The 15740-nt window shown below is 62.8% G+C and carries 16 protein-coding genes and 1 riboswitch; of the genes, 9 read left to right on the forward strand and 7 right to left on the reverse strand.

Features of this window, described 5'->3' with window-relative positions; all coding sequences use genetic code 11:
- The 3 genes from cobN to ACROHD_RS03860 form a co-directional block, all read right to left on the reverse strand.
- A partial coding sequence (gene cobN / locus ACROHD_RS03850) for a cobaltochelatase subunit CobN (protein ID WP_432676024.1) occupies positions 1-2947 on the reverse strand: 2947 nt, incomplete at its 3' end.
- Between the two features lie 9 nt (positions 2948-2956).
- Complete coding sequence (gene cobW / locus ACROHD_RS03855) at positions 2957-3991, reverse strand: cobalamin biosynthesis protein CobW (RefSeq protein WP_432676025.1); 1035 nt, start codon at positions 3989-3991, stop codon at positions 2957-2959.
- Between the two features lie 3 nt (positions 3992-3994).
- Positions 3995-4381 (reverse strand): DUF1636 family protein, encoded by a 387-nt coding sequence (locus ACROHD_RS03860; protein WP_432676026.1) that lies wholly within the window; start codon positions 4379-4381, stop codon positions 3995-3997.
- Positions 4382-4466: 85 nt separating this feature from the next.
- Positions 4467-4694, reverse strand: a riboswitch (cobalamin riboswitch).
- Between the two features lie 37 nt (positions 4695-4731).
- Here ACROHD_RS03860 and cobO point away from each other — a divergent pair.
- Positions 4732-5352, forward strand: a complete 621-nt coding sequence (cobO, locus tag ACROHD_RS03865; RefSeq protein WP_432676027.1) for a cob(I)yrinic acid a,c-diamide adenosyltransferase — start codon at positions 4732-4734, stop codon at positions 5350-5352.
- A 144-nt stretch (positions 5353-5496) separates the two neighbouring features.
- Here the strand turns inward: cobO and ACROHD_RS03870 are convergent, their stop codons facing one another.
- The 4 genes from ACROHD_RS03870 to ACROHD_RS03885 form a co-directional block, all read right to left on the reverse strand.
- Positions 5497-6945, reverse strand: coding sequence for a cobyric acid synthase (locus tag ACROHD_RS03870; protein WP_432676028.1), 1449 nt, complete (start codon positions 6943-6945; stop codon positions 5497-5499).
- Between the two features lie 9 nt (positions 6946-6954).
- Positions 6955-7311: a Lin0512 family protein gene (locus ACROHD_RS03875; protein ID WP_432676029.1), complete on the reverse strand. Its 357-nt coding sequence runs from the start codon at positions 7309-7311 to the stop codon at positions 6955-6957.
- Complete coding sequence (locus ACROHD_RS03880) at positions 7311-7658, reverse strand: Lin0512 family protein (RefSeq protein WP_432676030.1); 348 nt, start codon at positions 7656-7658, stop codon at positions 7311-7313. Before ACROHD_RS03880 ends, ACROHD_RS03875 begins: the two co-directional genes overlap by 1 nt.
- Positions 7659-7774: 116 nt before the next feature.
- Positions 7775-8251, reverse strand: a complete 477-nt coding sequence (locus tag ACROHD_RS03885) for a MarR family winged helix-turn-helix transcriptional regulator (RefSeq protein ID WP_432676031.1) — start codon at positions 8249-8251, stop codon at positions 7775-7777.
- Between the two features lie 161 nt (positions 8252-8412).
- Here ACROHD_RS03885 and ACROHD_RS03890 point away from each other — a divergent pair, with 161 nt between their 5' ends.
- The 8 genes from ACROHD_RS03890 (at position 8413) to fahA (ending at position 15665) form a co-directional block, all read left to right on the forward strand.
- Entirely contained in the window at positions 8413-9363 is a 951-nt protein-coding gene (locus ACROHD_RS03890) for an MBL fold metallo-hydrolase (RefSeq protein WP_432676032.1), read from the forward strand.
- Positions 9364-9371: 8 nt separating this feature from the next.
- Positions 9372-9887 (forward strand): DinB family protein, encoded by a 516-nt coding sequence (locus ACROHD_RS03895; protein WP_432676033.1) that lies wholly within the window; start codon positions 9372-9374, stop codon positions 9885-9887.
- Between the two features lie 22 nt (positions 9888-9909).
- The gene (locus ACROHD_RS03900; protein ID WP_432676034.1) at positions 9910-11526 is read left to right on the forward strand and encodes an FAD-dependent oxidoreductase; all 1617 of its coding nucleotides are present in this window, start codon (positions 9910-9912) and stop codon (positions 11524-11526) included.
- Positions 11527-11531: 5 nt separating this feature from the next.
- The gene (locus ACROHD_RS03905; RefSeq protein WP_432676035.1) at positions 11532-11738 is read left to right on the forward strand and encodes a DUF2783 domain-containing protein; all 207 of its coding nucleotides are present in this window, start codon (positions 11532-11534) and stop codon (positions 11736-11738) included.
- Positions 11735-12277 (forward strand): VOC family protein, encoded by a 543-nt coding sequence (locus tag ACROHD_RS03910; RefSeq protein ID WP_432676036.1) that lies wholly within the window; start codon positions 11735-11737, stop codon positions 12275-12277. The genes ACROHD_RS03905 and ACROHD_RS03910 overlap by 4 nt, the downstream gene beginning before the upstream one ends.
- A 65-nt stretch (positions 12278-12342) precedes the next feature.
- Positions 12343-13701 carry a homogentisate 1,2-dioxygenase gene (gene hmgA / locus ACROHD_RS03915; RefSeq protein ID WP_432676037.1) on the forward strand — a complete coding sequence of 453 codons (1359 nt, stop codon included), beginning with the start codon at positions 12343-12345 and terminating at the stop codon, positions 13699-13701.
- Positions 13702-13764: 63 nt separating this feature from the next.
- Positions 13765-14397 (forward strand): maleylacetoacetate isomerase, encoded by a 633-nt coding sequence (gene maiA / locus ACROHD_RS03920; RefSeq protein ID WP_432676226.1) that lies wholly within the window; start codon positions 13765-13767, stop codon positions 14395-14397.
- A gap of 8 nt (positions 14398-14405) precedes the next feature.
- Positions 14406-15665 carry a fumarylacetoacetase gene (gene fahA, locus ACROHD_RS03925; RefSeq protein WP_432676038.1) on the forward strand — a complete coding sequence of 420 codons (1260 nt, stop codon included), beginning with the start codon at positions 14406-14408 and terminating at the stop codon, positions 15663-15665.
- Positions 15666-15740: the final 75 nt, after the last annotated feature.

Genomic DNA, 15740 nt, shown 5'->3' on the forward strand with positions numbered 1-15740 from the left:
CGCGGGTCACGCGGGCGATTTCCTCAGTCAGGTCGCGGGCGCGGGGGCGGTCGGGCTGGGTCGCGTCCATGTGGTAGAGCGCGGGCGCATCGCCACCCAAGCGCGCCACGGCGGCGGCAAAACCTGCTTCATGCGCGGCATAGTCGGAGGCCATCAGCAGGTCGGTTTCCGGCAGGTCTTGCAGATGCACGAAACTGTCGGCCGCCTTCACGCGATCCTCCAGCGCGCCGCGCGCCTCGCTTGACACCCCTTGCGCGTCGATTGCGTAGCTCGAGGCGGTCAGCCAGGCCTCGCCCGCTGCGGCACGCGCCTCATCGCTGTAATCGTCCAGATGCGTCGTCATCCCCACGCCGTAGCTGCCCGGGCGCGGGCCGAAAACGCGTGGGGTGCGGGTGGCATAGGGGTTGTCCTCTGCCGCTTCCTCGCGCTCAGCCAACGCGCCCGCCGCCGCTTCGAACATCTGCGCAAGGCCGGGGAACACATCACGGAACAGGCCCGAAATCCGCAGGGTCACATCGATCCGGGGACGGCCAAGCAGGGCCAGCGGGATCACCTCGAAGCCTGACACCCGTTCGCTGCCCTCGTCCCATTTCGGGGCCAGCCCCGCCAGATGCAGCGCCATGGCGAATTCCTCACCCGCCGTGCGCATGGTGGCGGAGCCCCACAGGTCCACGACCAGCCCCTTGGGCCAGTCGCCGTGATCCTGAAGGTGGCGGCGTACCAGCTCTTCCGCCAGTTTCACGCCCTGCGCTTGCGCCGCCCGAGAGGGCACCGCGCGCGGGTCAGTGGTAAAAAGGTTGCGCCCCGTGGGCAGCACATCAGCGCGCCCGCGATAGGGAGAGCCGGAAGGGCCGGGCGCGACCAGCCGACCCTGAAGCGCGGCCATCAATCCGGCGCGTTCCTCGGCCCCGCAATCGCCTGTTCCGAAAACGTGCAGCCCGTCACCATACTGGCTTTCCTTGATGTCACAGACGAAGCGGTCGATGCGGGTGATCGCCTCGGCGGCGCTGGCATCAGGCGGAATGCCCAGATCGTTCTCCACACCGGTGCCTTGCGCCTCGGCGCGGATGTCCGAGATCAGCCGGTCGCGGCGGGCGGGGTCGAGACCATCGGCCGTGGAGTACTCATCCAGCAGGTGTTCCAGCCGGCCCATTCCTTCGGGAAGGGTGGTCTGCGCCATGGGCGGCGGCAGGTGGCCTATGGTGACGGCACCCACACGGCGCTTGGCCTGTGCGGCCTCGCCGGGGTCATTGACGATGAACGGATAGATGACGGGCAGGGGGCCAAGCAGCGCTTCGGGCCAGCAGGCATCCGACAGCGCCACCGCCTTGCCCGGCAGCCATTCCAGCGTGCCATGCGCGCCCACGTGGATCAGCGCATCGGCCTGTGCCCGCAACCACAGGTAAAAGGCGACATAGCCGTGACGCGGGGTGCGGCTGAGGTCGTGGTAGTCGTCGTCGCGGGTTGTGACCTCGCCACGCTCCGGTTGCAGGGCAATCAGTGCCTTGCCCGCCCGGATCGCGGCGAAGGTGATCTGATCGCCTTGGGTGGCGGTGTCGGTTTCCGGCTCACCCCATGCTGCGAAGAGGTCGTCGCGCAGGTTTTCAGGCAGGGAGGATAGCGCCGCGCGGTAGTCCGCCATCGGCCATGTGATCCGTTCGTCCAACAGGCGCTTGCCCATATCGGAGGCGTCGCCGAGGTCATGACCCTGATCGGCCAGCGCTTTCAGCAGACCGTCGACAGAGGCCAGCGGATCAAGCCCGACCGCATGGGCGAGGTTCCAGTCGCGGCCCGGATAGGTGGAGAGCACGATTGCAAGCCGTTTGTCGGCGGCGGGAAGAGTGGCGAGGCGATGCCAGCTGGCCACCCGGTCCACCACCTGCGCGATGCGGCCCTGATCCGCACGATGCGCGAAACGCGAATACTCAAGATCGGGATCCTTGCGGCCCGGCTGTTTGAAGCTGGCCACCCCGGCAAAGATGCGCCCGTCCACCTCTGGCAGCACCACATGCATGGCGAGGTCAGCGGGTGAAAGGCCCCGGTCGGCCCCGACCCAGTCCTTGCGCCGCGCGGTGGACAGGGCGATCTGGAACACTGGGCAGCCGGGTTCCGAAAGGGGTGACGGTTTGCCGTCAGCGCCTTGGGCGGAAAACGCAGTGGCGTTGATGATCGCGGCGGGAGACAGCTCAGTCAGTTTCTCCCGCACCCAGTCGGCGGCTGCGGGTTGTTTGAGGCTCGCCGCGAAGATGCCCACGGCGTCGAACCCCTTGGCCTCCAGTGCTGCGATCGTGGCATCCACAGGGTCGGTATCAGCAGCGGTCAGATAAGAGCGGTAGAAAGTGACGGGAACGAGCGGCTTTCCCGAAGGCTGGAAAGACCGCAGTACGCCGTCACCCGGACGGTAGAAGCCGAAATCCGGCACGGTCTTTTCGCCCACCACGGGGCCCGCATAGAGCCCGCCCGCCAGTGCCAGTTGCGCCAGCGCTGCGTGGGCGGCCACCGCCCCGCCCGCGTCGCATAGGTGCTGCAAACGGCGCAGGGTGGAAACCGGCAGGGTGGAAAGTTCGTCAAGGCGCGGATCGGGCCGGCCATCAGCGGGCAGGATCGCCAACGCCATGCCGGTGCGGTCGGCCAACTCTCGCAAGGTGGCGAGGCCATAGGGCCAGTAGCTTTCGCCGCCGATGAGCTTCACCAGAACCGCGCGTGTGCCCACCAGGGTCTGCTCGGCGTAGGTGTCGACCGACAGCGGATGTTTCAGGGCGACGAGATTGGCGAGCCGAACGCTCGGTTCGAACCCATGCGCCTTGGCACGCCCATAGCCAGCCGCGAATGCCCCTAGGTCGGAATCGGAAAAGGACAGCACCACTAGGTCTGCGGGGCTCTGCCCGAGATCCATGGGGGTGTCAGTTTCCTCCAACCCGTGGCTTTCGCGGAAGACGACATGCATCGGCCCGGCCTACCCCTCCAGCACGGCGCGGATGGCGGCGGGGTCTACGTGGTCATGCTCACCGATCACCACCAGTTGCGACCGGCGGGGCATATCGCCCCACGGACGGTCGAACTGGGTGCGCAGGCGTTCGCCCACGGCCTGAACCAGCAGTCGCATCGGTTTGCCCTTCACGGCGATATACCCTTTCACACGCAGCGCGTTCTGTTCCCGCGCCAGCCGCACGACTGCGGCCTCCAGCGCTTTCACGTCTTCTACCTCGTCCAGCTCGATCACCACGCTGTCAAAATCGTCATGTTCATGGTCATCCGCGCCGTCATGGTGGCTGGGGCGGGCATCGAGATCGTCCTCGGCCGCCGCTTCCAGCCCCAGCACGACGCGCGGGTCGATGACGCCCTCGGTCATTGGCAGGATCGAAACAGGGCGCGGCATCTCGGCTTCGATCACCGCGCGGGCCTTGGCCAGCCCCTCGTCGCCCGCAAGGTCTGCCTTGGACAGCAGGATGATGTCGGCGCAGGAAATCTGATCCTCGAAAACCTCGCCAAGCGGCGTGTCGTGGTCGAGGCTGTCATCGGCTTCTCGCTGTGCCTGAACGGCATCCACATCCGGCGCGAAGCGGCCTGCGGCCACGGCCTCGGCATCGGCCAGTGCGATGACGCCATCAACGGTGATGCGCGACCGGATCGCGGGCCAGTCGAAGGCTTTCAGCAGCGGCTTGGGCAGGGCCAATCCGCTGGTTTCGATCAGGATATGGTCGGGCGTTTCGGGCAGCGCCATCAGCGTCTCAATCGTTGGGATGAAATCGTCGGCCACGGTGCAGCAGATGCAGCCATTGGCCAGTTCCACGATGTTTTCCGCCGGGCAGTTTTCATCCGCGCAGGTCTTGAGAATATCGCCATCCACTCCTGCGGTGCCGAATTCATTGACCAGAACGGCCAGTCGCTTGCCCTGATTATTTGTCATCAGATGACGGATCAGCGTGGTTTTGCCCGCACCGAGAAAGCCGGTGATGACGGTAACGGGGATTTTGGAAAGCGATTGCATGGATCAGTCCTTGCTGTCTGGAGCCGAGAGCGGGGGGATGCGGGCGATGGATTGTTTGCGGAAGACCTCGGGCCGTTCGCGCCAGGGCACAAGACCATCGGTGGTGGCGGCATAAGCGCGAATACCCGCGAGGATCTGGTCGAGGTGATCTTCGGGATCGAGACGGCCATAGATATAGGTCCAGCGATCTGGCCCGCCTGTGATCGCCAGAGAGCAGCCGTTGGAACAGGCGGACAGGCATTCATTCCCGCGCAGGCGCACACCTTCGGGCAGGTCGGCGGATTTTAGTGCCTCGTGCAGGCGGTGGCCGGGGCGCGGTTCCTCTGGAACACGTTCACCATCCACCGTCTTGCGGCAGGTCGTGCAGACCGTGACTGTTACCTCGCCCATGCGCGGCCTCATCTGTTTTGGGACGATAGGGGGAACCAGCCTGGACAATCAGCCCGCAATGGCCGGCGCGACGCACCCCGGCCGCCCGTTACTCTTGTCGCTGGCAGGTCTCCCGGCTTGCGGATATCGGGGCACGGGCGGCCCCGGCGGCGTCTGGTCCTTCCCGGCATGGTTGCCAGTGGTTCCAGGGCCTTCTCCGGTCACGGTCGCGGGGGCGGCTGCGCTTCGGCAATGAACCCAGCAAGGTCGCAAAGCCTGTCGCATTCCCTCTTCGCCTGTTCTAGGAACAGGAACCAGCAGTTCCGCACCTGCGGCATGAGCCGCCCCGATGTCAAGCGAAGGATGAAGAAATGGCCGATACGCCGCTTTCGGATGAAGACCGCCACGCCCAGAAGATGGCCAAGAAAAAAGCCGCACGCGATAAGATCATGGCCACGAAAGAGGGCGAGAAGGGTCTGATCATCGTCCACACCGGGCCTGGCAAGGGGAAATCCTCCTCAGGGTTCGGGATGATTCTGCGCTGCATCGCCCATGAAATGCCCTGCGCCGTGGTTCAGTTCATCAAGGGCGCTTGGGACACCGGCGAGCGGCGGATTCTGGAAGGCAATTTCTCGGACCTTTGCCAGTTTCACGCCATGGGCGAGGGATTCACCTGGGAAACCCAGGACAAAAGCCGCGATATCGCCATGGCCGCGAAGGGTTGGGAAAAGGCGAAAGAGCTGATCCGCGACCTAGACATCAAGATGGTGCTGCTCGATGAGATCAATATCGCGCTGCGCTATGACTATCTGGATATCGCCGAGGTCGTGCGCTTTCTCAGCGAAGAGAAACCACCGATGACGCATGTGGTGCTGACCGGTCGGAACGCCAAGGAAGAGCTGATCGAGATCGCTGATCTGGTGACTGAAATGACGCTGGTCAAGCATCCGTTCCGGTCCGGGATCAAAGGGCAAAAGGGCGTGGAATTCTAAGAACTGTTTGACTGCGCTTCGCGCGTCGACCGGCGCGCCCGTTCCGGGCGCGCATGTGGGGGCACTGCCCCCGCCGTCTTTCTGGCGGCGCCATAGCGACATTGCCTGCAGAGTGCAGCCAGAGAGACCGCACCCTATGCCGTGTCAATGCGCAAGCGCCAGCAGCCCGTCCAGATCCAGATGTTGCTCCATATGCGCCGCCAGTGCATCGAGCGTGTCCTCTACCACCCGTCCGTAAGACAATGGCCCGGCAGTCACCCCGAACCCGTCCAGAAAAGCGCGCCGGAACCCGTCTTCCACGAACATTCCGTGCAGGTAGCTGCCCTGAACGCGCGCATCTGCGGATCGCGCTCCCTCGGCGTTGCCGCTCACCCGTGCGAAGGGGCGCGCGCGGTCTGGTCCATCCGTCCGTCCGATATGGATCTCATAGCCCTTCATCCCTGCTCCGGTGGCTTCATGGGTGGCATCGACACGGGTCAGGCTCTTGTCTCCGGTCATGATGGTTTCGACGTCCAAAAGCCCGAGACCTTCTGTGGAGCCGGCCGCGCCCTCGATCCCGTCAGGATCGTGAACGACGCGACCCAGCATCTGGTATCCACCGCAGATCCCCAGAATGTGCCCACCCCGGCGCCAATGTGCCAACAGGTCCACGTCCCAACCTTGCGCACGCAAAAAGGCCATGTCGCCGCGTGTGGACTTGCTGCCGGGGATAATCACCAAATCGGTCTCGGCAGGGATAACCTCGCCCGCCCGAACCATGGTCAGCGACACGCCCGGTTCTTGTGCCAGAGGGTCGAGATCGTCGAAATTCGCGATCCGGCTGAGCGCGAGGCAAGCCACCTTCAGCCCCTCGCCAAAGCCGCCCTTGGGCAGGTCGAGGGCATCCTCGGCGGGCAATTTTGAGGCCTCTGAGAAGAAGGGTAGCACCCCATAGCCGCGCCAGCCCGTGCGCGCCTCTATCAGCGCATAGCCGTCGTCGAACAACCGCACATCGCCGCGGAACTTGTTGATCAGGAAACCCTTGATCAGCGCCTCGTCACCCGGATCGAGAACGGCCTGTGTTCCGACCATCTGGGCAATCACGCCGCCTCGGTCGATATCCCCGGCCAGTACCACCGGCACATTCGCAGCGGCGGCAAAGCCCATATTGGCGATATCACCCGCGCGCAGGTTTACCTCTGCCGGGCTGCCCGCGCCCTCCACGATCACCAGATCGTGCCGTGCCTTCAGGCGATTGAAGCTGTCCAGAACCGGCGTCATCAGCTGCGGTTTCAGGGCCGCGTAGTCCCGTGCCTTCACCGTGGTCAGCCGCTTGCCCTGCACGACAACCTGAGCGCCCACATCGGTTTCGGGCTTCAGCAGAACCGGGTTCATGTCCACGACCGGATCGAGCCCGCAGGCCATTGCCTGCAACGCCTGCGCCCGCCCGATCTCGCCCCCGTCAACGGTTACGGCGGCGTTGTTGGACATGTTCTGCGGCTTGAACGGCGCGACCGACAGCCCGCGCAGACGCGCCGCCCGGCACAGCCCCGCCACAAGCAGAGACTTGCCCACATTCGACCCCGCCCCCTGGATCATCAGCGCCTTGGTCATACTCGCCACCTAACGCCCGGAAACCAGAGCAGGGTCCAGGAACGCCTCTACCGCCGCGCTTGCAAGCACTGTGACATTGCCATTGTCCGGATTGGTCACGTTGAGCCCGCCATTAACCGCCCTGACCTCGACCCGTCCGCGCGGCAATCGCTTGAGGAGAGCCGTACAATCGACCTGTTCGGGGTCTTGAACGCCGACTGTCACCTGAACCCGCATCTGGGAGTGGTCCAGCTCAAGAGCGTCGAACATCGGAATGGAACTGTGTCGGATCGCGTCTTCAATCGCACGCGCGGCGGCCTTGGTGTAGTCCTGCCCGTACTGGTCATTGCCCATGCCCATCTCGATGATAAACCGCTGCTCAGCCATCACGCTCCCTCCATTTCGAAAGAGACCGACAGCGCTGCGACCGCGATCACCGTGGGGGCCTTGCCGTCGGAGCGCGGAATATCCAGCCCGCCCTTGACAGCCGTCACCGACACCTGACCGTAGGGGAACACCGCGCCAACGGCGTCCACATCCACCTGATCGGGCTCTGCCACGCCAATGTCCACCTCGATCTGCATGTCGGATTTGTCGCGCCCAAACAGCTCGGCCAGGTTGATCGAGTTGTGCCAAAGCGCGTCTTTCACGGCCCGGATCGCGGCCTCGGTATAGTCCTGGCGGCGCAGGCTGGTGCCCTGTCCGAACTCTGTCAGTAATCGTTTTCCGGGCACATCAGCTCTCCATCCTGGTCTACGTTTTGGGCAGTCTGCGCGATCCTGCCGCGATCCGGTAGAGCGTGTTTTCAGCGGTGGTGCAATGGCAGTGCTTACGAGCGAAAATGCATGGGTTACTCCACCGCATCTCGCGGCAGGTCGAGACGGGATCTTGGGCGGGCATCTGGATCTGTGTCCATCATCCGGTGCAGCTTTTCCATAATCGCCGTCAGGGTCGTCTGCTCCTGCGCTGTCAGATTGGCGCACAGCCGATCCTCGTATTCCAGCGCCGGGGGCAGGATGCGATCCAACAGTGCGCGACCGTCATCTGTCAGGGAAATCGACAAAAGCCGCTGGTCATTTGGGCTGCCGGTCTTGGCGACAAGCCCCGCTTCGGTCAGGCGGCTGACGGCGCGGCTGACGCGGGGTTTGTCAAGATTTACGCAGTTGTGGATTTCGCGCACCGAGACTTCCTGGCAGCGTGCGAGATGCACCATGACCCGCCATTCGGCGACACTGATCCCGGCCTCGGCCCCGTATATCAGCGACAGCCGGCGGCTGATGCGCTCGGACAGGACCGCGATTCGGTAGGGCAGAAATTCTGCCAGCATGAAGTCTCCGCTCGCCATCCGTCCGGTTTTCCCCGATAATTCGTTGCAGTTGCAACGGCGTTGACATTTGTTGCATTTGCAACGATACCAGAGCCAAGGACCGGCGGGAAGGGGCAGAGGGCCGCACCGCCAAAGCGCGCGAGACACGGGAGAGACAGGATATGGCGAAGGCATTCGCGTCCCAGGGGGACATGTCGGAAAAGAAGATTTCCTTCACGGAAGTGGGCGAGGGGCTTTGGGCCTTCACCGCTGAGGGCGACCCCAATTCGGGCGTTATCATCGGCGATGAGTCGGTGATGATCGTCGAGGCGCAGGCGACGCCGCGTCTGGCCAACAAGGTCATCGAATGCGTGCGCAGCGTGACCGACAAGCCGATCAGCCACCTTGTGCTGACCCATTACCACGCGGTGCGCGTGCTCGGGGCGTCGGCCTATGGCGCCGGTCAGATCATCATGTCTGACACCGCCCGTTCCATGGTCGTCGAACGCGGGCAGGAGGACTGGGACAGCGAGTTCCAGCGCTTCCCGCGTCTCTTCGAAGGGCATGAAAGCATTCCGGGCCTGACATGGCCTACCACCACCTTTTCCGACGCGATGACCGTCTATCTGGGCAACCGCCGGGTCGATATCATGCATCTGGGCCGCGCACATACGGCAGGCGATGCAGTCATCCACGTGCCCGATCAGAACGTGATGTTCACCGGCGATATCGTCGAATACCACTCTGCCTGCTATTGCGGCGACGGGCATTTCGGCGACTGGGGCAATACGCTCGACAATATCGCCTGGTTCGACGTGGACGCGATTGCGCCGGGGCGCGGCGATGCCCTGATCGGCAAGGAAATGGTCAATGCGGCCATCGAGAACACCCGCGATTTCGTCGAGTCGACCTACCGCCCGGCGGCCCGTGTCGCGGCGCGCGGCGGCAGCCTGAAAGAGGCCTGGGACGCTGTACGCGCTGAATGCGACCCCAAGTTCGGGGATTATGCGATCTATGAACACTGCCTGCCCTTCAACGTGGCCCGCGCCTATGACGAAGCGCGCGGCATCGACACGCCCCGCATCTGGACAGCGCAGCGGGATCTGGAGATGTGGGAGGCCCTGCAAGGGTAGGTTGGGCGATGCGTGATCCGTTTCTGACGATGGCTCTGAACAATGCCTGGGCGAACGCAACGCTCTACGGCGCAATTGCGGACATGTCAGAGGAGGCATTCGCCGCGCCGCGTCCGGGGTTCTTTCCGTCGCTGAAGGCCACTTTGAACCATATCTACGAGGTCGATCTCTACTACGTGGATGCGCTGGAGGCCGGCGGACGTGGCCGGGCGGTCTTTGACAGGAGGGACATCGGATCGGTGGCGGAATTGGCCAAGGCGCAGGCCGATGTGGACATGCGGTTGGCGTCCTTCTGCAAGGGGCTGACGCCTGCGATGCTGGACGAGGACCGCGTGACCGAGCGGCGTGAAGGCCCGGTAACGGAAACCATAGGTGCGTTGCTGCTCCACCTGTTCCAGCATCAGGTTCATCACCGGGGGCAGGCCCATACGATGGTGCATGACGCGGGGATCGCGCCGCCGCAGTTGGACGATTTCCATCTTGAATTCGGCCGCGTGCCTAGCGCCGCCGCATATTGGACATGATCCTCGCGGAGGAGGGGGAGAAATGAACCAGATGAATGACAAGAAGATCTTCGAGGTGCCGCTCTACGCCTATCAGCGGTCCCCGGATCAGGATGCTGAAGCGCCCGTTCGCCGCAAGGTGGTGGTGATCGGGGCTGGTCCTATCGGGCTTGGTGCAGCCATCGACCTTGCACAGCAGGGGGTGGAGGTCATCGTTCTGGACGACAATGACAAGGTCAGCTTCGGCAGCCGCGCGATATGTTTCGCCAAGCGGCCGCTGGAAATTCTCGACCGCCTCGGGTGCGGTCATGAGATGGTGGCAAAGGGCGTTGAGTGGCAGCTTGGAAAGGTATTCTTCGACGAGCGGCAGGTTTATGAATTCAACCTGCTGCCTGAAAAGGGCCACGAGTTTCCGGCCTTCATCAACCTGCAACAGTATTACTTCGAAGAGTACATGGTGAACCGGGTGCGGGCCTTGCAGGCAGAGGGCGCACCGATCGAGATCCGGGGCCGCAACAAGGTGCTGCGCGTGACGGACACGGGCGACCATGTTAGCCTGCTGATCGACACGCCCGAGGGGGAATACAAGCTGGAGGCCGACTGGCTGATCGCCTGTGACGGAGCAGCTTCGCCCACCCGCGCCATGATGGGGCTCGACTTCGTGGGCCGTGTGTTTGAGGACAACTTCCTGATTGCTGACGTGATCATGGAGGCCGATTTCCCGACCGAACGCTGGTTCTGGTTCGACCCGCCCTTCAACCGGGGGCAGTCGGCGCTTTTGCACAAGCAGCCCGACGGGGTCTGGCGCATCGATCTGCAACTGGGCTGGGACATCGACAAGGAAGAGGAAAAGAAGCCGGAAAATGTCATTCCGCGATTGAAGACCATGCTTGGCGAGGACGTGAAGTTCGATCTGGAATGGGTCTCGATCTACACGTTCCAGTGCCGCCGGATGGAAAAGTTCCGCCACAATCGGGTGATCTTCGCGGGGGATTCCGCACATCAGGTTTCCCCCTTCGGCGCACGAGGCGCGAATTCCGGGCTTCAGGATACCGACAACCTAGGCTGGAAGCTGAAGCTGGTGATGGACGGCATCGCGCCTGAAAGCCTGCTGGACAGCTACGACATTGAACGCATTCACGGGGCGGAAGAGAATATCCTTAACTCCTCCCGATCGACCGACTTCATCACGCCGAAATCCGAGATGAGCCGGGTGCTGCGCGACGCGGTGCTGGACCTGTCCGAGCATTATGCCTTTGCCCGGCCCTTGGTGAATTCCGGTCGGCTCAGCGTGCCCTGCACCTATGATGGCTCGCCGCTCAACACGCCCGACGCGCTGCCCGGCGGCCCGGCGCGGTCTCGCCCCGGCAGCCCTTGCGCGGATGCGCCGCTTGGCGATGGCTACCTGCTGTCGAAACTGGGGGATCAGTTCACGCTGCTGACGATCGGCGCTGACGCACCCGCGACGCTGGAGGCCGAGGGCCTGACGCTGACCCGTCTGGCGTTGGAGGCGACCTCCGACATCACCGAACGGTATCTGGGTGAGGCGGCCAGCGCCGTCTATCTCATCCGTCCCGACCAGCACGTCGCGGCACGCTGGCCCGCCTATGACGCCGCCGCCGTCAAAGCCGCGCTCAAACGCGCCATCGGCAAGGAGTAAGCCCCATGTCCGACCTCATTCTGACCCCGAACATCCCCGGCGCGGATGATTTCTACGCCGAGCTTCTGGCCACCCATGAGGGCCTGACCAAGGCGGAAAGCGACGCGCTCAACGCCCGGCTGGTGCTGGTGCTGGCCAATCAAATCGGCGACCGGAAGGTGCTGTCGCAAGCCCTTGGCGCCGCCGCCCTCAAACAGGAGGATGCCGCATGAAAATTGAGAAGATTCACCACGTCGCCTATCGCTGCAAAGACGCGAAGGAAACCGTGGAATGGTACGGCAAGATGCTGAACATGGATTTCATCCTTGCCATCGCAGAGGACCACGTGCCTTCGACCCACGAGCCTGATCCCTACATGCACCTTTTCCTCGATGCGGGCGACGGCAACGTCCTGGCCTTCTTCGAACTGCCGACCAAGCCGGAAATGGGCCGCGATCCGAACACGCCCATCTGGGTGCAGCATATCGCCTTCAAGGTGAAGGACCGGGATGAGCTTATTGCCTTCAAGGAGCACTTGGAGGCCAATGGCGTCGAGGTTCTTGGCGTCACAGACCATTCCATCTTCCATTCGATCTATTTCTTCGATCCCAACGGCCACCGGATCGAGCTGGCCTGCCCGGACCCGGAAGAAGAGGCGCTGCTGAAGCGCATGGACGAAGTGAAATGGGACATGCTGGAAGAATGGTCGCGGACCAAGAAGGCCCCGCAGCACGCCGCATGGCTTCATGCCAAGGAACTGAACAAGGCTTGAGACATCAGGGCCGGGGCAGGGGGGAGAGGACCTGTCCCGGTTATTGACCCGAGAGGAAACGCGCGATGACTACTCATGATCTGCCCAAGGGCATGGTAACGGCGGCGACTCGTCCCAACGAGCTGCAATACATGCCGGGCTTTGGCAACGATTTCGAAACGGAAGCCCTGCCCGGTGCCCTGCCCCAGGGCATGAACAGCCCGCAGAAATGCAATTACGGCCTTTATGGTGAGCAGCTGTCAGGCACGGCCTTCACCGCCCCCAGCCATCAGAACGAGCGCACATGGTGCTACCGCATCCGGCCCTCGGTGAAGCATTCGCACCGCTACACCAAGATCGACCTGCCTTATTGGAAATCGGCCCCGCATGTGGACCCGGACGTGATTTCTTTGGGCCAGTACCGGTGGGATCCGGTGCCCCATTCGGACGAAGGGCTGACCTGGCTGACGGGTATGCGGACGATGACAACGGCGGGTGATGTGAACACCCAGGTGGGCATGGCCTCGCATATCTATCTCGTGACAGAGTCCATGCAGGACGCCTATTTCTACTCCGCCGACAGCGAACTTCTGGTGGTGCCCCAGGAAGGGCGGCTGCGGTTCTGCACCGAACTTGGTGTGATCGACCTGGAGCCCAAGGAAATCGCCATTCTGCCGCGCGGTCTGGTCTATCGCGTGGAGGTTCTGGAAGGTCCGGCACGCGGTTTCGTCTGCGAAAACTACGGACAGAAATTCGATCTGCCGGGGCGTGGGCCGATCGGGGCCAACTGCATGGCCAACCGCCGCGATTTCAAGACGCCTGTCGCTGCATATGAGGACCGCGAGGTTCCCTCGACCCTGACGATCAAGTGGTGTGGCCAGTTCCACGAGACCAAGATCGGACACAGCCCGCTGGACGTGGTGGCCTGGCATGGCAATTATGCGCCGGTCAAATACGATCTGCGGACCTATTGCCCGGTCGGCGCGATCCTGTTCGATCACCCCGATCCGTCGATCTTCACCGTGCTGACCGCGCCCTCTGGCGTTGAAGGCACCGCCAATATCGACTTCGTCCTGTTCCGCGAACGTTGGATGGTTGCCGAGAACACCTTCCGCCCGCCCTGGTACCACAAGAACGTGATGAGCGAGCTTATGGGTAATATCTACGGCCAGTATGACGCCAAACCGCAAGGCTTTGTCCCCGGCGGAATGAGCCTGCATAATATGATGCTGCCGCATGGGCCGGACAAAAGCGCCTTCGAAGGCGCTTCCAACGCCGAGCTGAAGGCCGAGAAGCTGGACAACACCATGAGCTTCATGTTTGAAACCCGTTTCCCGCAGCATCTCACGGCATTTGCCGCCAAGGAGGCACCGCTTCAGGACGATTATATCGATTGCTGGGAGAGCCTGGAAAAGAAATTCGACGGCACACCGGGTGTGAAGTAGGGTGGAAAAGAATTTTCGAAAATTCTTGTCAAATTTCTTCGAAGAAATTTGCGCGGGGTCGTGATGAAGCTCTACACCTACTGGCGCTCCAGCTGTTCCTATCGGGTGCGTATTGCGCTTGGCCTGAAGGGTCTGGCGTGGGAGAGCATCCCGGTACATCTGGTGAAGGGCGAACAGCACAAACCGGGCTATCTGGCGCATAATCCGTCGGGCTTCGTTCCCACGCTGGTGCTGGAAGACGGAACGGAACTGGTGCAGTCTTTGGCCATTCTCGACTATCTCGAAACCGTCTATCCCGACCCGGCACTACTGCCCTCCGATCCGCTGGCCCGAGCAAGGGTGCTGGCAGCCTCTCATGTGATTGCCATGGACACGCAGCCGGTGACAAATGTGGGCGTGGTGGGTTACTTGAAATCCGCCTATGGCGCGGACACACAGGGCGGCATCGACTGGATGGTGCATTTCATGGAGCGGAACTTTGCGGCTTTTGACAAGCTGATCGCGCCTGCCGGTCGGTTCTGCTTCGGTGACAGCCCCACCTGGGCCGATATCTGCCTGATCCCTCAGCTCTACAATGCCCATAGATGGGGGGTGGATCTGTCCCGCTTTCCCCGCTTAACCGAGATCGAGCGCGCCGCTCTTGCCCTTCCGGCCTTTGACGCGGCGCGCCCTGAAACCCAACCTGACGCCGAATAGAGGACCGCATGACCGGACTACGCCAAAGCTGGGTCGAAAGTGCCAATGACCCTGAAACCGATTTTCCGCTGAACAACCTGCCTTACGGGGTCTTCTCGACCGACGGAAAAGGACCGCGCTGCGGTGTCGCCATTGGGGACATGATCCTCGACGTGGCGGGTCTGGAGGCCGAGGGCATTTTGTCGGCAGGCGATCCCCCGGTCTTTTCCGAGCCGTCCTGGAACGCCTTCATGGAGCTTGGGCCCGAAGGGTGGGCCGGGTTCCGCGGGGCGCTGACGGCGTTGCTGGCAGAGGGATCCAGCCTGCGCAAACGGGTGGAGCCGTTTCTTGTGCCGATGGAAGATGCCCGGATGCACATGCCCATGGCGGTCGCGGAATATACCGATTTCTATGCGGGTAAGAACCACGCGATGAATATCGGCATTATCCTGCGCGGGCCAGAGAACGCATTGCCGCCGAACTGGCTGCATATCCCGATTGGCTACAATGGCCGGGCGTCTTCCGTGGTTGTCTCGGGCACTGATGTGCGCCGCCCCTGGGGGCAGTTGAAGGGCCCGGATATGGAGGCGCCGGTCTTTGCCCCGTGCAAACGCTTCGATCTGGAACTGGAGATGGGGGCCATTGTGGGTGTTCCATCGAATGGTCCAGTGACCGTGCAGGAGGCCGACGACATGATCTTCGGCTACGTCTTGCTGAATGACTGGTCAGCGCGTGACATTCAGGGCTGGGAATATCAACCGCTCGGGCCGTTCCAGGCAAAGGCGACGGCCACGTCGATCTCGCCGTGGATCGTGACCAAAGCGGCGCTGGAGCCCTTCCGCGCCTCGACGCCAGAACGCGAAAAAGAGCTGCTGCCGCATCTCGTAGAACCCGGGCCGATGATCTACGATATCGATCTGATGGTGACGTTGGCGCCTGAGGGTAAGACGCCGACTGTCATTGCCGAGACCAACTACAACCGGATGTACTATTCCGCCGCCCAGCAACTGGCTCATCACACCACGTCGGGCTGTCCGATGAGGGTGGGAGACCTCTTGGGGTCCGGGACGATCTCGGGGCCAGTGAAATCCGAACGCGGCTCGCTGATGGAGCTGAGCTGGGCCGGCAAGGAGCCTTTGGAGCTGGATTCCGGCGAGACGCGGTCCTTTTTGGAAGACGGCGACACGCTGACATTGTTGGGGGCAGCAAAAGGAAACGGGTATCGCATCGGCTTCGGGGCCTGTTCAGGCACGGTTCTTCCGGCGCTAGACGACCCATACGCGCGGTAAGCAAGGTATTTCGCCGTGGCTTCGCCACGTCGACCGGCGCGGCCCTGACGGGCCGCGCCTTTTGTCTGGGGCGCT

Origin of the sequence: Nioella aestuarii, assembly GCF_050896395.1 — a bacterium.
GTDB lineage: Bacteria > Pseudomonadota > Alphaproteobacteria > Rhodobacterales > Rhodobacteraceae > Nioella > Nioella aestuarii.